This window comes from Bradyrhizobium sp. LHD-71, from assembly GCF_031157255.1.
Lineage (GTDB): Bacteria > Pseudomonadota > Alphaproteobacteria > Rhizobiales > Xanthobacteraceae > P52-10.
Genome location: NZ_JAVIFX010000038.1, coordinates 1 through 16,045, shown reverse-complemented (window position 1 = coordinate 16,045; position 16,045 = coordinate 1). Strand labels below are relative to the sequence as shown.

The 16,045-nt window shown below is 63.4% G+C and carries 15 protein-coding genes; 9 read left to right on the top strand and 6 right to left on the bottom strand.

Translation table 11 applies throughout. The features are described 5' to 3' along the window. The first annotated feature begins 4 nt into the window (after window positions 1–4). Together RCO31_RS30635 and RCO31_RS30630 are read left to right on the top strand one after the other, a co-directional pair. Window positions 5–514, top strand: coding sequence for a nucleoside deaminase (locus RCO31_RS30635; RefSeq protein WP_308972130.1), 510 nt, complete (start codon window positions 5–7; stop codon window positions 512–514). Between the two features lie 207 nt (window positions 515–721). Further along, window positions 722–1,408 carry a cyclase family protein gene (locus RCO31_RS30630; protein ID WP_308972129.1) on the top strand — a complete coding sequence of 229 codons (687 nt, stop codon included), beginning with the start codon at window positions 722–724 and terminating at the stop codon, window positions 1,406–1,408. Window positions 1,409–1,615: 207 nt separating this feature from the next. On the opposite strand, the gene RCO31_RS30625 is transcribed toward RCO31_RS30630, so the two are convergent. The 4 genes from RCO31_RS30625 to RCO31_RS30610 all read right to left on the bottom strand — a co-directional run bounded on the left by RCO31_RS30625 (window position 1,616) and on the right by RCO31_RS30610 (window position 5,043). Further along, on the bottom strand, window positions 1,616–2,581 hold the full coding sequence (locus tag RCO31_RS30625) for a tripartite tricarboxylate transporter substrate-binding protein (RefSeq protein WP_308972128.1): 966 nt from the start codon (window positions 2,579–2,581) through the stop codon (window positions 1,616–1,618). 91 nt (window positions 2,582–2,672) lie between these two features. Then, window positions 2,673–3,620 (bottom strand): NAD(P)-dependent oxidoreductase, encoded by a 948-nt coding sequence (locus RCO31_RS30620; RefSeq protein ID WP_308972127.1) that lies wholly within the window; start codon window positions 3,618–3,620, stop codon window positions 2,673–2,675. Between the two features lie 27 nt (window positions 3,621–3,647). Continuing rightward, entirely contained in the window at window positions 3,648–3,983 is a 336-nt protein-coding gene (locus RCO31_RS30615) for a carboxymuconolactone decarboxylase family protein (protein ID WP_308972126.1), read from the bottom strand. 76 nt (window positions 3,984–4,059) lie between these two features. Further along, window positions 4,060–5,043, bottom strand: coding sequence for a tripartite tricarboxylate transporter substrate binding protein (locus tag RCO31_RS30610; protein ID WP_308972125.1), 984 nt, complete (start codon window positions 5,041–5,043; stop codon window positions 4,060–4,062). Window positions 5,044–5,326: 283 nt separating this feature from the next. Between RCO31_RS30610 and RCO31_RS30605 the strand changes: the two genes are divergently transcribed. Next, window positions 5,327–6,475, top strand: coding sequence for an FAD-dependent monooxygenase (locus tag RCO31_RS30605; RefSeq protein WP_308972124.1), 1,149 nt, complete (start codon window positions 5,327–5,329; stop codon window positions 6,473–6,475). 3 nt (window positions 6,476–6,478) lie between these two features. Here the strand turns inward: RCO31_RS30605 and RCO31_RS30600 are convergent, their stop codons facing one another. Further along, window positions 6,479–7,348, bottom strand: a complete 870-nt coding sequence (locus tag RCO31_RS30600) for an LssY C-terminal domain-containing protein (RefSeq protein ID WP_308972123.1) — start codon at window positions 7,346–7,348, stop codon at window positions 6,479–6,481. Window positions 7,349–7,584: 236 nt separating this feature from the next. Here RCO31_RS30600 and RCO31_RS30595 point away from each other — a divergent pair, with 236 nt between their 5' ends. The 6 genes from RCO31_RS30595 to RCO31_RS30570 all read left to right on the top strand — a co-directional run bounded on the left by RCO31_RS30595 (window position 7,585) and on the right by RCO31_RS30570 (window position 13,926). Next, window positions 7,585–8,748 (top strand): CoA transferase, encoded by a 1,164-nt coding sequence (locus RCO31_RS30595; protein ID WP_308972122.1) that lies wholly within the window; start codon window positions 7,585–7,587, stop codon window positions 8,746–8,748. 56 nt (window positions 8,749–8,804) lie between these two features. After that, window positions 8,805–9,779 (top strand): peptidyl-alpha-hydroxyglycine alpha-amidating lyase family protein, encoded by a 975-nt coding sequence (locus RCO31_RS30590; RefSeq protein ID WP_308972120.1) that lies wholly within the window; start codon window positions 8,805–8,807, stop codon window positions 9,777–9,779. 224 nt (window positions 9,780–10,003) lie between these two features. Next, the gene (locus tag RCO31_RS30585; RefSeq protein ID WP_308972119.1) at window positions 10,004–10,489 is read left to right on the top strand and encodes a tripartite tricarboxylate transporter TctB family protein; all 486 of its coding nucleotides are present in this window, start codon (window positions 10,004–10,006) and stop codon (window positions 10,487–10,489) included. 13 nt (window positions 10,490–10,502) lie between these two features. Beyond that, window positions 10,503–11,999, top strand: coding sequence for a tripartite tricarboxylate transporter permease (locus RCO31_RS30580; RefSeq protein ID WP_308972118.1), 1,497 nt, complete (start codon window positions 10,503–10,505; stop codon window positions 11,997–11,999). A gap of 44 nt (window positions 12,000–12,043) precedes the next feature. After that, entirely contained in the window at window positions 12,044–13,027 is a 984-nt protein-coding gene (locus RCO31_RS30575; protein ID WP_308972116.1) for a tripartite tricarboxylate transporter substrate binding protein, read from the top strand. 53 nt (window positions 13,028–13,080) lie between these two features. Then, entirely contained in the window at window positions 13,081–13,926 is an 846-nt protein-coding gene (locus RCO31_RS30570) for a TIM barrel protein (protein ID WP_308972115.1), read from the top strand. A gap of 250 nt (window positions 13,927–14,176) precedes the next feature. Here RCO31_RS30570 and RCO31_RS30565 read toward each other — a convergent pair whose 3' ends face one another. Next, on the bottom strand, window positions 14,177–15,931 hold the full coding sequence (locus tag RCO31_RS30565; RefSeq protein ID WP_308972114.1) for an NAD(P)/FAD-dependent oxidoreductase: 1,755 nt from the start codon (window positions 15,929–15,931) through the stop codon (window positions 14,177–14,179). Between the last annotated feature and the right edge of the window lie 114 nt (window positions 15,932–16,045).

Genomic DNA, 16,045 nt, shown 5'->3' with positions numbered 1-16,045 from the left:
ATTTTTGCCGGAAGCCGCCAAGGAGCCTGCCATGTACGAAGACAAGTTTATGCAAAGGGCCCTCGCGCTTTCGGCCCTCGCACTTTCGAAACCGGGGACCGAGCCTTTTGGAGCCCTCGTGGTCCGAAATGGCGAGATCGTCGGCGAAGGCGTCAATCACTCCAAAGCCAACCATGACCCGACCTCCCACGGCGAGACCGAGGCGATCAGGGATGCGTGCCGGCGGTTGGAATGCGTCGACCTTTCCGGGTGCGATCTCTATTCATCATGTGAACCGTGTGCGATGTGCGTTGCCACGATGGCGATTGCGGGCATTTCGAAACTCTATTACGCGGCCGGAATGGATGCCGCCGGAGCAGTCATCGGCGACCTGCCTGTCTCCAAACGTCATCCGATCGACGTTGAATTCGTCCGTTCCGAAGCGGGCAAGCTGATACAGGATCGACAGCAACCTGCCGAACAGCACCGGTCTGACGAAGCGGTCTCTATCCTCGAAAGCTGGGCTACAAACTGAGCGGCTCTAAGCATCGGTCGATTTGGGCTTTGGGCCTTTCGCCGGTCGACCTTCGGCCTATAATGCAGGCTTTCTGGCGCGGAGAGCTTCATCGGTTCAGCGAGCCAAGGCGGACGATCCGGCCAATAGCTGCAAGATCATCATGAAAGACGGCGTCATCTACAAGGACACCTTGACCAATTCACCAACAACGCGGGTGGACCAAACGTGAAAATCGTTGATCTCAGTCGTGAGCTTTACCATCGCACGCCGACCTATCCGGGGCAGCCGCCCGTGATCCACGGTGTCTGGAAGAGCCACGAGGACTCATTTGCCGAATCCGGCAATGTGCATGGCATGCAGTCGATGTTCATCTCGATGCCGGACCATGCCGGGACCCACATCGACGCGCCACGACATTTCGGCAAGGCCGGCATGCCGATCAATGAGTATCCGCTCGAGAATTGCATCGTGCCGGGGATCTGTCTGGACCTGCGCCACATCGCGCCGCGCGCCGAGATCGCGCCGTCCGACCTCGAACGAGCGGTCGAGAAAGCCGGCCTGGTGGTGCCGAAGGGTGGCACCGTTCTGCTCTGCACCGGCCACCATGAGCGCACGTTCCCGCGCAAGGAATATGCGACCGACAATTCGGGCGTGAATGTCGCGGCCACCGAATGGTTGGCAAGGCAAGGCGTCGTGCATTTCGGCATCGACTCGATGCGGCCCGGCCCTGAGGGCACCGTGAACACGCTCGTTCACAAGGCCTGTCTCGAACTCGACATCACCCACATCGAGAGCCTGTGCAATCTGGAAGCGTTGCTCGGCCAGGGCCAGTTCACCTTCATCGGCCTGCCGATGAAGTGGCGCGACGGGACCGGCTCGCCGATCCGCGCCGTCGCTGTTTTTGGGCTATAATGTTTGGATTGCCGCTGGTTTGCCGACGTTCACCAATAAGCGAAGGCTGAAGTTTCCTCCGTCATTGCGAGCTAAGCGAAGCAATCCAGCGTGCGCCGGCAGGCGCACCAAATATGACCACAGAGCGTGTGCTGGTACCGCTCTTATGAATTGGCGCGCTTTGCGCGCAGCTGGATTGCTTCGCTTCGCTCGCAATGACGGTGCAGGTCATTCGATTCTCAGATTGGCGTCGCGCACCACCTTGCCCCATTTCTCCATCTCCACTTTGATGCGGGCGGTGAACTCGTCGGGGGTGTTGGCGACCGGCGAGAAGCCCAATGCGGCGAGCCGCTCCCTGACGTCGGGTTGCGCTGCGGCCTTGGCGATCTCGCGCGAGAGCAGCGCGACGATCTCTTTCGGCGTGCCGGCAGGCGCGACAATTCCTGTCAGCGTGTCGGCCTCCTGATCCTTCACGCCCTGTTCGGCGAAGGTCGCGACGTCGGGAATGGCCGGCGCACGCTTGTCGGCCGCAAGGCCGATCGCGCGGACCTGACCGCTCTGGATCGCCGCGAAGGAGGAGGGCAGTGCGGTGAAGGCGATCGGCGTGTGGCCGCCGACGGTCGACTGCACGGCCGGTGTGGCGCCGGTGAAAGGCACGTGAACGAGGTCGAGCTTGTAGGTCAGGCGAAACAGCTCGGCGCCGAGATGCGGGGTAGAACCGATGCCGGGACCTGCGTAACTGTACTTGCCAGGATTGTTGCGGATCAGCTGCACAAGCTCCGGCAGGGTCTTCGCCGGGACCTGCGGGTTGACCACCACGACGTTGGGTGAAACCGCCACCAGGCTGACGGCTGCAAAATCCTTGATCGGATCGTAGGGCACCTTGGCATAGAGGCTCGGGTTCACCATGAAGCCCGTGCTGATTGCCATCACCGTATAGCCGTCGGGCGTGACGCGCGCGACATGTCCGGCCGCATTGTTGCCGCCGGCACCGCCCATGTTTTCGACCACGAACTGTTGACCAAGGCTGTCGGAGAGTTTCTGCGCGACGAGCCGCGCGATGATGTCGGTCGGCCCCCCGGCCGGAAAGCCGACGACAACGCGCACCTGCCGGTGTGGGTAGGTTTGCGCCCATGATGGCGCGACGCCGGCCAGCAACAGCACGGCCGCGAGAATCCCATGCACAACGGGCATCGTGGCGCTCTCCCTGACATGGTCTTGTTGCGGCCATCATCGGCGAGGATGGCGCGCCAGACAAGGGAAAGATCCGGCACTGTGCCGGTGCTTACCTTTCTTTCGCGGGGGTCGTTGCCGAGCGCAGTCGCTCTGGTTCGACTGCAATGTTGATGCCGGCGCGCTCCTGTTGAAGCAGCATGACGGACCGCGAGTCGCGATTGGCCCAACCGCGGTTCAAAGCTTCGGTCATCTCTGCGAAAACGAGGTTACACATCCGCATCGGCATCCCGAGCTCTCGCCCGAGCCCGTTTGCAAGCGCCACGTCCTTGTGAGCGAGACGCAAGGCGAATGACGGCGGATCGTATTTCCCCGGCAGAAACTGATCGAGCAGGCCATCGAAGGTGAGGCGGCGACCGCCCGCGCCCTGCCGGACTGCCTGCCAGAGGTCGAGCGGGTCCATGCCGGCCTTGACGCCGAGGCTGAAGGTCTCGGCGTATGCGCATACCATTGCGTAGCCGGACATGTTGTGCACAAGCTTCGCGATCGTCGCCGTGCCGATCGGCCCGATGTATCGGGCCTGATCGCCCATCGCGTCCAGCACGGACTTGTGCGCGTTGTAGACACGCTCGTCGCCGCCGACCCAAATCGCCATCTTGCGTGTCTCGGCGCCGCGCGGGCCTCCGCTCACAGGCGCGTCGAGCATATGCGCGCCCTTCTCGGTGAATGCAGCCGCGAGCTTGTTCACTGTGATCGGTGAGTTGGTCGACAGGTCGAAGAAGGCGGAGCCTGGCTTCACGCCGGCGAGAAGTCCTTTCGGTCCGAGCGCGGCATTTTCCACGTCGGCCGGTTCAGGCAGCGACGTGAAGAATACATTCGCCTGTTCGGCAACAGCTTGCGGCGTTTCGGCCCAGAGGGCACCTCCCGCAATCAAGGAATCCGCGGTGTCCTTGCGCAGATCGTTGACGATGAGCTGGTAACCTCCCTTCTGCAGGTTGGCCGCCATGCGCGAGCCCATCGTGCCGAGTCCGACGAAACCGACCCGTTGTTGACTGGTCATGCTGTCCTCGCTTTCCTTTTTTGTTGGTTATTTGCCCTGTTCGTTCTCGACCAGCTGCGTATAGGCGAGTTGTGCCGCCGACATGGCGGAAGGCCAGCCGGCATAGAATGCAAGATGTGTGATGACCTCGGCGATCTCCTCCCGGGTCACGCCGTTCTTGATCGCGCGATCGAGGTGTGAGGTGAGCTGTTCGGGCCGATATGTCGCGATGAGCGCTGCGACCGTCACCAGGCTGCGGTCGCGCTTCGACAGTCCGGGCCGTTCCCAGAGGTCTCCGTAAACAACGTCGTCGGTGTACTGCACGAGCGCCGGAACGAAGTTCTTGATGCGGTCGCGCTTGGCGGAAGGAGGTGCTTTTGCCATGATCTTCTCTCCTGTTGTGATACCTGGCTGAGACGCTTGAGAGCGCCGGCGGATGTCGCGTCGTCCGTTGTCGGCGCTACCTTGTGAAGCCCGCGTTGCGCGCGATCTCGCCCCACCGCGCGTTCTCGTCGCGCAGAAACTTCACGAATTCCGCTCGTGACTCCTGCGTCATCGGTTCGATTCCGGTCGCTGCGAGCTTCGCGACGATGTCGGGGGATTTCGCGGCCGACGTGAATGCGCGCTGCACGCGGTCCGCGATGTCCTCGGACGTCCCGGCCGGTGCCATGACGGCGAACCAGTTCACTGACACCAGTCCGGTCATGCCTTGCTCAACCGAGGTCGGCACGTCCGGCAGGCTCCCGGAGCGCACCTTGTTCGTCACCGCGATCGCGCGCAGCTTGCCGTCGACGATCAGCGGCTGCAGCACCGGCAGGTCCATGATGATCCCGTGGACATGCCCCGCCGCCGTGTCGGTCGCGGCTGGCGCCCCGCCGCGGTAGGGTACATGCAGGATATTCACTTCTCCGCCGAGCTTGCGGAACAGCTCGATCGAAAGATGCGGCAGGCCTCCAGCGCCGGACGAGGCGAGCGACAGCTCCTTGCTCTTGGCGAGCGCGACAAGCTCAGCGAGTGACCTGGCGCTCACGTTCGGATTGACGGCGAGGACTTCCGGCGCCATCGCCACCGTGCCGATCGGCACGAAGTCTTTTAGCGGATCGATCCCCATGTCGGGTTGTGTGTGCGGGCTGATCGCAAACTGGCTCGCGCTGCCGAGGATCAGTGTGTAACCGTCCGGAGTTCCACGTGCGACGGCCGCCGATGCGGTCGCCCCGTTCGCGCCGGCGCGATTTTCGATCACGATCGTCGTGCCAAGCAGTTCGCCGGCCTTCTGCCCGACGATGCGCGCGACGATGTCATTCGAGCCGCCTGCAGCGAACCCGACAATCAGATGAATCGGACGGCTCGGATACGCTTGTGCCCATGATGGCAGGACGCCGGCCAGCAGCAGCGCGGCCACTAGTGCGGTGAATTTGAAATTCCTGCCAATTAGGAACTTCAAATTCGAAAACCGCACTGGAAACATAAAGTTGCTAGCGCTCCTCATGTTTCCGAAGTTCGCACGGGAATGTGCCGCGAAGTGATGCGAGCTTCGGAAACGGAGCACTAGTATCCCATGCAACACGGGCATCGTGGCGCTCCTCCCTCGTCTTGTTGGAGCCATCATCGGCGAGGACACCGTTCAGAACAAGGGGAAAGCGATTTTGCCGGCGAACGCTGGCCGGCTATGCGCAAGCAGAGATTTGAGTAAGATCGCGGAAGGCCTCTCCCAGGGGACATCCGTCATGACGGCGAAACCAACCATCGCGATCATCGGCGCCGGCATCGGCGGACTGGCCCTCGCTGCATTTCTCCACCGCGCCGGCGCCAACGTCGAGGTCTACGAGCAGGCCACGCAGTTTCAGCGCGTTGGCGCGGGCATTCAGATGAGCCCGAATGCGATCCGTGTTCTGCGCTCGCTTGGGCTGGAGCAGGGCCTTCGGCAGCGCGCGTTTCAACCACGGTCCTGGGACAATCGTGTCTGGGATACGGGGGAGCGTCTGTCGGAACTGAATTTTGCCGATGCGGAGAGCAGATACGGTGCGCCATATCTGCTCATGCATCGTGCTGATCTGCATGCAGCCTTGTTCTCTGCCGTGCCGGCGCACTTGATCGCGTTCAACAAGAAACTGACGGGCCTCGATCGCAACGGTGCGAGCATTGATCTTCGCTTCGCAGACCAAACACGTGCGACCGTCGACGCCGTGATCGGCGCTGATGGCGTGCATTCGATCGTTCGCGAGGTTCTCCTGGGGCCGGAGAGGCCGAGGTTTACCGGCCGGGTCGCACACCGGACGGTCTTTCCAACCGCGCTGATGCGCGATTTCGCCCTTGATAACTGCACCAAGTGGTGGGGGCCTGATCGCCACATCGTGACGTACCCAGTGACGGCGTCGGGTGACGAGACCTACTTCGTCACCAGCGTGCCGGATCCATCCTGGGACGTGGAATCCTGGTCCGCGGCCGGCGACATGGAGGAGGTTCGTCTGGCGTTCGCTGGATTCCACGACGACGTCCAGCGCGTGTTGGCAGCGAGCCCTCAGGTTCACAAGTGGGCGCTGTTCGAACGCGACCCGCTTCCGCGCTGGGCGTTCGGACCGATCGTCCTGCTTGGAGATGCTTGTCATCCGATGACGCCCTACATGGCGCAGGGCGGCGCCAGTGCACTGGAGGACGCCGCCATTCTCGCGCGCTGCCTGGACAACGTGAACGACGTTGAAGCGGCATTCCGGCGCTACGAGGCGACGCGGCTCGAACGGACCGCCCGCCTGCAGCTCACGTCCCGCGAAAACACGTGGGGAAAGCGCGCGATCGATCCCGGATGGGTCTACGGATACGATGTCTGGCAGACGCCCGTTGCCGCGAGCGGAGCGGCACCCGGGGTCGCGTCGTAAACGTCATGTTCGCGGTTCTGGCCGCGCTGTCGTTACACCTTCTCGGCCTGGCACCGAGCGCGCCGACTGAGGAATGAGCCGGGCGCGGAAGATGCGGCCGTCGGTAATGAAGTGGGTTCCCACCGGCTCGCCTGCGTCGATATAGCGTTCGTCCGTGATGCAGTTGACGGCACGAAGCGTGGCCGCGATATGCTCGCGCTCGGAATCGGCATGGCGGTCCACCCGATGTGACAGTTGCCATGTCATGGATTGCAGGCCGAAGCCGGTATCGGTTGTGCCTGCGCCGATCCAGATGTGCGACGTCGTCGGATCGATGCGCCGCTTCCGTGTCCAGTATGCGAGATCTCCGATTCCGGATTCGGGATCAGTGTCGGCTGCCCAGAAACGGACGTGATGTCGCTTGCGCGGGCTGTCGCCTATGTCCTCCTGGAAGCCGGTGTCCTGCCTGCGGCCGAACAGAAAGAGCGCGCTGAACGGGGCGGTTGGATAGGAACGGTTGAGGACGAAGCTGACGACCATCTTTGCCGCAGAGCGAAGTGTCAGCACGTCCGCGACCTGCCATCCTGCCGCCGCGAATGCCGACCGGAGCTGCTCCTGGGATCCGATCAGGATGACATTGACCGGATCCGCGGGAAGGCCGTCCGCCGCACGCGTCACTCTCGGAATGCGGTTGCGGCGCAGTAGAGCCACGCTCGCATGAATGATGAGTGGCAGGATCACATAGGCGGCGAGGACGTACGTGAGCAACACCGCGGCGAAGACAGGGAGCCGCTGCTCGATGCGATCGTACACCTGGGTGACAATGATCCACAGTGTCGCCGCGGCGATCAGGAACGTGAGGATGCGTTGAATCCAGCGGGCGAGAAGGCTCATGGAACGCCGACATCCTTAACTTCGCACCGGCGACGTCGCGATCGCGACCCGCGTTCCTCGCGTGCTGTCGTCCGATAACGACCCAAAGCCGTAGACCGATATCGCATTCGGCGCTAGCGTTCGCATCGTGGCCCTCCGACGGAAAGCACTTCGACGAAGAATGGTCGCGTGCCACACCATAATCGAGCGAGCCCTGGCAAAAAGGGCCAATGAATCCCGAGACTTCGGAGAAGGAAATGACAAGGAAGCTTCCACTGGCCGGTGTCCGCATCACCGACATGTCGACAGTGGTCTTTGGGCCGTACTGCACGCAGATTCTCGCGGATCTCGGCGCCGACGTCATCAAGGTCGAGCCGGAAGAAGGTGACTCCATTCGCAACGTCGGCACGCCGCCGAAGACGCCGATGATGGGGCCGGTCTATCTGCGGCTGAACCGCGGCAAGCGGTCGGCCTCATGGGACATGAAGAGCGAGAAGGGCAGGCGCGCGGTGCGGCGGCTGCTCGAGACCAGCGATGTCTTCATTCACAACATCCGCCCGGAGGCGATCGATCGTCTCGGGCTTGGCTATGAAGCCGTGAAGGAGATCCGGCCGGATATCATCTATGTTCACTGCACCGGCTTTGCGCTCGGCGGGCCGTATGCCGGCCTGCAGGCCTATGACGATGTCATCCAGGCTGCATCGGGCGCGGTGTCGCTGCTGCCGCGCGTCGACGGCAACCCACGCCCCCGCTACGTGCCGATGCTGTTTGCCGACAAGGTGTCCGGCCTTCATGCCGTCTACGCGACCATGGCCGCGCTGATCGCCCGGAACCGGGACGGCGAGGGCCAGCATGTCGAAGTGCCGATGTTCGAGTCGATCACCAGCTTCAACATGGTCGAGCATCTTTGCGACGCCACGTTTGTGCCGCCGACCGGTACATGGGGTTACGCGCGCCAGCTCGATCCGGTGCGGCAGCCGATGAAGACGAAGGACGGCTACATCTCGATCGCCCCCTATGTGGACGATCGATGGGTGCGCTTCTTCAAGGCGGCCGGCCATCCGGAGGTGCTTGAAGAGGAGCGCTTCATCGACAAGCCGACCCGGCGCAAGAACATGACGCAGATGTACGAGGTGGCCGAAGCGATCCTGCCGGAGAAGACCACGGCGGAATGGCTGAAGATCCTGAAAGAGGCCCATGTGCCGGCGATGCGGGCCAGCGAGATCGGCGACGTGCTGGACGATCCGCACCTGAACGCCGGCGGTTTCTTCAAGAAGCGCGAGCATCCGACCGAAGGCGGCTACATCGAGGTGCGCCAGCCGGTTCGTTTCGATGGCATCGAATACCCCGATGCATTGCACGCGCCGACGATCGGGCAGCACACGGATGAGCTCAACCGCGAGCTCGGCCTTGAGAACTGAGTGAGCTCTCAACCTGCGACGAAAGCGAACCCTCGCACCGGAGTAAGGCTAAACCCATGGCATCCATCGAAACCGACGCGCCCACCCGCACCGCCTACAGCTACGTCATGGACAAGGACTGGGGGAAGTTGCCCGACGGCTGGGCGCTGACTGACGCAGCCGCGGTGGCGGTCGACAGCAAGGACCGCGTCTACGTCTTCAATCGCGGCGAGCATCCGATGATCGTGTTCGACAGGGAAGGGCGGTTCCTGCGGTCGTGGGGAGAGGGGCTGTTCAAGCGCGCGCATGGTCTGCATATCGGTCCCGACGACACGCTCTACTGCACCGATGACGGCGATCACACGGTGCGCCAGTGCACGCCCGAGGGCAAGGTGCTGCTGGAGATCGGCCTTCCGGACAAGCCCACGCCCTATATGAGCGGCCTTCCCTTCAACCGCTGCACGCACACGGCACTGTCGCCGTCAGGCGACATCTTCGTCTCCGACGGTTATGGCAATGCGCGCGTTCACAAATACGCACCGAACGGCAGGCACATCATGTCCTGGGGCGCACCCGGCACCGGGCCGGGTGAGTTCAACATCGTGCACAACATCACCTGCGACGATGACGGCTGGGTCTATGTGGCCGATCGCGAGAACCATCGCATTCAAGTGTTCAACGGCGCGGGCCGCTACGAAACCCAATGGAACAACCTGCATCGTCCGTGCGGACTGTGCATGACCCGCGGCAAGCGTCCGGTGTGTTATGTCGGTGAACTCGGTCCCGGCATGCCCGTCAACAGGGATGTTCCGAACATCGGGCCCCGCCTGAGCGTGCTGGCCCATGACGGAACGCTGCTGGGCCGGGTCGATAATGCGCAGCTTGGCCCGGCGATGGATCCGTTCAGGGCGCCGCATGGTGTCGCCATCGATTCCCACGGCGACCTCTATGTCGGCGAAGTCTCATTCACGGTCTGGAAAAGCGAACACCCCGATCAGCCGCCGCCACCTGGCCTTCGCAGCCTGCGGAAACTCGTCCGGCAGCCGCAATAGAAGACTGCGCGAGACACTGTTGAATGAGCTGAGCCGCAGCTCTGATGCAGGCTGGCAAATGCGCACAGCGGCGGCCGTACCGAGTGTGGGGCTGGTAATCCCATCGGGTTTGCGAGATGATCGACAGTGCCTGCTAGAACGAGTGTCAACGCGCCAAGCAAGCGGCCGACCTGACAGAGCCGCGATCCAAGAATGCTCGATAGCCGGCGGCGAGGGAGGAGGCCATGCCGACCAGCGGCAGCAAGGCTCTTAAGTGGGGCTGGCAAGTCGCCTGCCTGTGCCTCCTTGGCATCTTCGTGCCTGCGCTGGTGACGTCCCTTGGCTATTCGCTGACAGATGCCTTGGGTCCGGGTCCCGGCTTCTTTCCGTTCTGGCTCAGCCTCATCGGCGCCGTCCTCTCCGCTGCGATGCTGGTGCAAGTGACACTGGCGAAAGCGGACGAGAGCAGCGCTATCGGTTTTGCACTGGACCGGCGGAATGCGCTGCGGGCCATCGGCGTGGTCATTGCTCTGGCGGCCGCGGCGGCGCTGTTCGAGCCGCTCGGGTATCGGCTGACCATGCTGGCATTCATCATCGGGGTGCTGCTCATTCTCGGCGCACGGTCACCGGTCGCAATCGTGCTGACGGCGCTCGCGGGCAGCTTCGGCGTGTTCCACGTCTTCTATCACTGGCTCAAGGTGCCGTTGCCGATCGACGCATTCGGGGTGTGAGACAGGGCACGTAATGGACACGCTCGCGCATCTGATGGCAGGTCTGACGGCGGCGCTGAGCTTTCAGAACCTCGCCTTTGCGTTCGTCGGCTGCATGCTCGGCACGCTCATCGGCGTGCTGCCCGGCCTCGGGCCTGCCGCCGGAACCGCAATCCTGATACCGCTGACGTTCAATCTCGATCCGACCGGCGCCCTCATCATGCTTGCCGCCATCTACTATGGCGCGATGTATGGAGGCACGGTGACCTCGGTGCTGATCAACGTGCCGGGTGAAGCGGCATCCGTGATCACCTGTATCGACGGGCACGAGATGGCCAAACAGGGCCGCGGCGGCACCGCGCTCGGCATCGCAGCGATTGGCTCATTTGTCGGCGGAATGGTTGCGACCATTGCGCTGATCATCGTCGCGCCGCCGCTCGCGCAGATCGCATTGAAGTTCGGTCCGCCGGAATTCTTCGCGCTGATGCTGGTTGGCCTGTGCCTCATCACCGGCCTCGGCGGTGGTTCGGTGCTCGCCGGCCTCATCATGGCGATCCTCGGGCTTCTCATTGCCATGGTCGGCATCGATCCCGTGCGCGGAGCCCCGCGCTTCACGCTCGGCATTCCGAGCCTCTATGACGGCGTCGGCTTCATCCCTGTCGTGATGGGCCTGTTCGGCGTCGCCGAGATCCTGCTTGGCATCCAGCAGCCACGTCGTCAGATCATCAAGGCCGACCTCGCGTCATTGCTGCCCTCGCGCGCGGAGTGGCGCCGTTCCGTCGGCGCCATCGGACGCGGCACGGGCATCGGCTTTTTCCTCGGGCTCATTCCGGGTGTCGGGTCGATCATTCCGACGTTCGTGGCGTATGTCTTCGAGAAGCGCCTCTCGAAGACGCCGGAGCGTTTCGGGCACGGCGCCATTGAAGGCGTGGCGGCGCCCGAGAGCGCCAACAACGCCTACGCCAATGCCGCCATGATTCCGTTGCTGACGCTGGGCATTCCGAGCTCGCCGACCATCGCCGTGCTGATGGGCGCGTTCATCGTCAACGGGCTCACGCCGGGACCGTTCTTGTTCCAGGAGCGTCCGGATCTCGTCTGGGCCGTGATCGCGAGCTTCTTTCTCGGCAATATCCTGCTGCTGGTTCTGAACCTGCCTTTCGTCGGCCTGTGGGCGCGCATTCTGCATCTGCCTTATCCTTACGTGTGCGCCGGCACACTCGTGTTTTGCTTGATCGGCGCCTACAGCCTGGAGCAGAACGTGTTCCATATCGGCGTCATGATCGTCTGCGGCATCATCGGCTATGGCATGCGCAGGATCGATATGCCGATCGCACCGCTGGTCCTGGGATTGATTCTCGGACCTTTCCTCGAGAAGTCCCTCAGAACATCGCTGGAGATGTCGGCGGGCGACTTCTCCATTTTCTTGACGCGCCCGCTCTGCCTCACGCTGCTGGTGCTGGCCGCGATCGTGCTCGTGGCCTCGGCGCTACGGCTGCAGCCGCGCGAACTCCAGGAGGCATCGACCAGCTAACCGGACGAACAGAAGACTTCAAAGCATAAGAGGAGGATGAGGAAATGCCCAGACTCACGAAATGCCTCTCTGTTGCGGCCATCATGCTTGCCGCGGTGACAGGAGCTGCCAGCGCGCAGCAGGACTTTCCCAACAAGCCGATCCAGCTGATGGTCGCCTATCCGGCCGGAGGATCGAGCGACGTCGCCGCGCGTATTGTCGCCTCCATTGCCGAGAAGGCGGTGGGGCAGCCGATCGTGATCGTCAACCGCGGCGGTGCCGGTGGCCAGATCGGGTGGACGGAGCTGGTGCGCCAACGGCCCGACGGCTACTACATCGGCGTCATCAATCTGCCCGCGACGAACACGGTGATCCTCGATCCGGAGCGCAAGGCGATTTTCACCGAGAAGGACTTCACACCGATCATCAACCAGGTGCTGGATCCTGGAACGATCTGGGTCAGGGCCGACAGCCCCTACAAGACCGTGCAGGACCTTATCGACGCGGCCAAGAAATCGCCGGGAACGATCCGCACGGCCACCACCGGCATTCTGTCGGACGATCACCTGGCGATCCTGATGACCGAGGAAGCCGCACCGGGCGCAAAATTCCGGCTTGTGCACCTGGACGGCGGGGCCACGCAGTTCAAGGAGATCATGGCCGGCAACGTCGATGTCGCGTTCGACAATGTCGGCAGCATCTTCAAGCGGGTGCAGTCGGGTGAGGTGCGGGCGCTGGCGGTGATGGATGACACGCGATCCAAATTCTTGCCCGACGTGCCGACCATGAAAGAACTCGGCTTTCCGACCGTGATCTCGAGCTCGACACGCGGGATCGCCGGTCCGAAAGGGATGCCGGCGCCGCTCGTGACCAAGCTGCGCGACGTCCTCAAGAAGGCGATGGAAGATCCCGAGCACGTGAAGAAGCTCGAGGAGCAGGGCCTCGCCATCAAGATCATGGTCGGCGACGAATACGACAAGTACTTCGCCGAAACGCACGCCAAGGCAAAGAAGTATACCGAGTGGGCCAAGAACCGGCCGCCGATGTGATGGCGTCTGCTGAGCCCAGTCTCGGAGACCGCCGAATGTAAGGAAAGGACGCGATGCGCCGCTCGGATTTGACGATCTGCCTGATCACGGATGAAGTCTCGCCCTCGCTCGATCAAGGGCTTGCCTTTGCGCGCGAGGAGGGCATCGGCACGATCGATCTGCGCGTCATCGACGGCCGCAACGTGCTGGCGCTGTCACGCAGCGAGCTGGCCGATGCCGCGCAGCGCGTGCGCGCCGCCGGGCTCTCGGTGTCGTGCATCTGCACGCCGCTGCTGAAATGGACGCCGCCCGGCAAGACCTCACGCGCCGGCGACGTTCAGTTCGCCTTCGATCTTGGCGAGCGCGCGCCGCGCGAGGTCTACATCCAGGCCTTTGAGGCCGCGGAGATCCTTGGCGCGCGCAATCTCCGCGTCTTCAGCTATCTCACCTATGACGGCTTCGCGCTGGATGACCTGCGCCAGCCCGTCGAGGATCTGCTGGCGCTTGCGGACAGGTTCGACATGAAAGTGCATGTCGAGAACGAGGCCGTGTGCAACATTGCAGGCTTCGCCGAACTCGAGGCCCTGGTGACGTCGTATCGCCATCCGCGTCTCAGGGCGCTGCCCGACATCGCCAATGCCTATCGGAAGGCCAAGCCGCCATCGGCCGCCGATCTCGCGCGGTTGCTACCCTTCACCGACATCCTGCACATCAAGGACTATTCCGATGCGGCGCGCGGTTTCGTCGCGTTTGGCGAGGGAGAGATCCCGCTCGCGCCGCTCTTGGCGGCGACGCTGCCGGGCCACGAGTCGCCCGTCACCCTGACCATCGAGACGCATGCCTTCGCAGAGCCGCTTGCGACCACGCGGCGATCGGTCCGCGCGCTGCGGCGCGCGGTCGAGACCTTCGGGCTTGCCTGAGGCTATCGCAACGAGCAGCCACGCACTCGGCGCACCCCCTCTCCCCGTTTGGGGAGAGGGTTGGGGTGAGGGGGCACAGGCGGCGATTGTGCGGTACTAGATTCCACACACCCGTCTTCTGCTGTGCGTGTTGAAGTATGGGTCTTCGCATCTCGACTGCCGAACGCCCTCACCCTAACCCTCTCCCCCGGGAGAGGGAACATGCCGAGCGTATGGCGAGCTCTTGCGCAGAGCGATTGGCCTCGCCTTGCTAAGGCGCCACGCCGAGTTCTCTCGCCTTGATCTGCAGAGCCAGCACCTTGGAAAAGATCCGGCATTGCGCCAGCCCGCCGCCGAAGAACCAGAGGCCGGGGTGGCCCGTCGGCCGCCACATGCCGGCCAGCTCGCCCTCCTGGTCGAAGCCCCAGACCGAGCCGATGCGGTCGGTGATCGCGTCGCCGAAGATGGGACGCATGGACTCCTTCTGGCCGAGATAGCCCGTCGCCAGCACGATCAGGTCGGCCGGCTGCACGCTGCCGTTCTTCAGGCGTACGCCCTCGGCGCAGAAGCTTTCGATGTCTTCGAACTGGATCAGGCCGACGTGGCCGTCGACGATCATCTGCGAGCAGCCGGCGTCGAAGTAATAACCGCCGCCGCGGTTCTGATACATGATCTGCCAGCCGGTGCCGTCCGGGCCGGAGGTCAGCTTGAAGCCGCGCTTTTTCAGGCCTTCCAGCAGTGCGCGGTCGGCCTCGGCGTTTCTCTTTGTAATCTGCTGGTGCGACCGCCGGTAGATCGGGAAGGGGAACGACATGGCGAGCAGGTCGCAATCCTCGAACGGTATGTCCTCATCGTACAGCGCATAGGGCGACTGCGCCTCCTTGAGGCTGACGATCAGCGTTGGGCCGTTCTGGATGATCGAAACATGCGCACCGGAAACCGCCAGATCCTGCGCGACGTCGTGGCCCGACGTGCCCGTGCCCAGCACCAGCGCGCGCTTGCCCTTCCAGTCGAGGCCGCTGCCATGCTGACCGGAATGGCTCACGACGCCCTTGAACGCGTCCAGGCCCGGCAGTTTGGGTCGCTTGGGGATCGTGCTGACGCCGTTGCAGAGCACGACGTGCCTCGGATGCATGATGCGCTCGCTGCCGTCCTTCTGTTTGAGCCTCACGGTCCAGCGCTTTGCCGCCTCGTCATAGTCGGCGGCGACGAGCTCGGTGCCGATCCAGACATTGAGCTCCATCGCCTCGCTGTAGAGCTCGAACCAGTTGGCCAGCATGTCCTTCGGAATGAACACCGGCCAGGAGCGCGGGAACGGCATGTAGGGAAAATGGTTCACCCGCGTCTCGTTGTGCAGGGTGAGGGCGTGATAGCGCCGGCGCCAGGAGTCGCCCAGGCGCTGCTCGCGGTCGATCAGCAGCGTGTCGACGCCGAGCAGCGAAAGCCGCGCCGCGATCATCAGCCCCGCCTGCGCGGCGCCGACCACCAGCACGGCGGGATCGCGGTCCGCAAAGGCTGCCGACTGCCGGCGGCGGTCGGCCCAGTTCTCGCCGCCGAAATTGCGTTTCCAGTCGACATCCTGCCAGCGCCTGCCGTTGGCCGGATCCTCGTGGCCGCGGATTTCATCGAGCGCGGTCATCAGCGTCCAGGCGCGGGGTTCGCCATCCTCGGTGACAAGGCGCACGACACCGTTGCAGGGCCCGACCGCGGTTTCGAAAGTGAAGATAACTTCGAGACAGCTCGTCCCCGCGCGCGTGACGGTGCGCGGCGGCGTGCGGCTTGCGGCAAGCTGAATGTTGCGTGGTGCTGCGGCCTTCAGCGTCGGTGCCAGACGTTCGGCGATCGTCGCGGCACCTGCGGTCGTGTGCAGATCCCAGGTGAAGGCGAGGATATCGCGCCAGAAGCACTCCTTCGCGAAAAGCGCGGCGATGGCGGCGCTGTCGGCCGATGTCAGGGCGGCCGCGAAGTTGCCCAGCCAGGCTTCCGCTGTCGCCTCGGCTGAGGCATCGCTGATCAGGGTATCCATGCCGTCGCTTCCTCCCGTCTCAACCTGTTAAAGGCATACTAGTGTCGTGGATCAGAAATTCGCGCCATCGTTGCCGCGAGTCCATCGTGCGAATTTCTGATCCATAAACGACAC

Excerpts from the sequence above, each read along its gene's own strand:
- RCO31_RS30625 (WP_308972128.1), bottom strand. The coding sequence starts at position 2,581 with ATGCCCGTTGTGCATGGGATTCTCGCGGCCGTGCTGTTGCTGGCCGGC.
- RCO31_RS30620 (WP_308972127.1), bottom strand. The coding sequence starts at position 3,620 with ATGACCAGTCAACAACGGGTCGGTTTCGTCGGACTCGGCACGATGGGC.
- RCO31_RS30615 (WP_308972126.1), bottom strand. The coding sequence starts at position 3,983 with ATGGCAAAAGCACCTCCTTCCGCCAAGCGCGACCGCATCAAGAACTTC.
- RCO31_RS30605 (WP_308972124.1), top strand. The coding sequence starts at position 5,327 with ATGACGGCGAAACCAACCATCGCGATCATCGGCGCCGGCATCGGCGGA.
- RCO31_RS30600 (WP_308972123.1), bottom strand. The coding sequence starts at position 7,348 with ATGAGCCTTCTCGCCCGCTGGATTCAACGCATCCTCACGTTCCTGATC.
- RCO31_RS30595 (WP_308972122.1), top strand. The coding sequence starts at position 7,585 with ATGACAAGGAAGCTTCCACTGGCCGGTGTCCGCATCACCGACATGTCG.
- RCO31_RS30590 (WP_308972120.1), top strand. The coding sequence starts at position 8,805 with ATGGCATCCATCGAAACCGACGCGCCCACCCGCACCGCCTACAGCTAC.
- RCO31_RS30585 (WP_308972119.1), top strand. The coding sequence starts at position 10,004 with ATGCCGACCAGCGGCAGCAAGGCTCTTAAGTGGGGCTGGCAAGTCGCC.
- RCO31_RS30580 (WP_308972118.1), top strand. The coding sequence starts at position 10,503 with ATGGACACGCTCGCGCATCTGATGGCAGGTCTGACGGCGGCGCTGAGC.
- RCO31_RS30575 (WP_308972116.1), top strand. The coding sequence starts at position 12,044 with ATGCCCAGACTCACGAAATGCCTCTCTGTTGCGGCCATCATGCTTGCC.
- RCO31_RS30570 (WP_308972115.1), top strand. The coding sequence starts at position 13,081 with ATGCGCCGCTCGGATTTGACGATCTGCCTGATCACGGATGAAGTCTCG.
- RCO31_RS30565 (WP_308972114.1), bottom strand. The coding sequence starts at position 15,931 with ATGGATACCCTGATCAGCGATGCCTCAGCCGAGGCGACAGCGGAAGCC.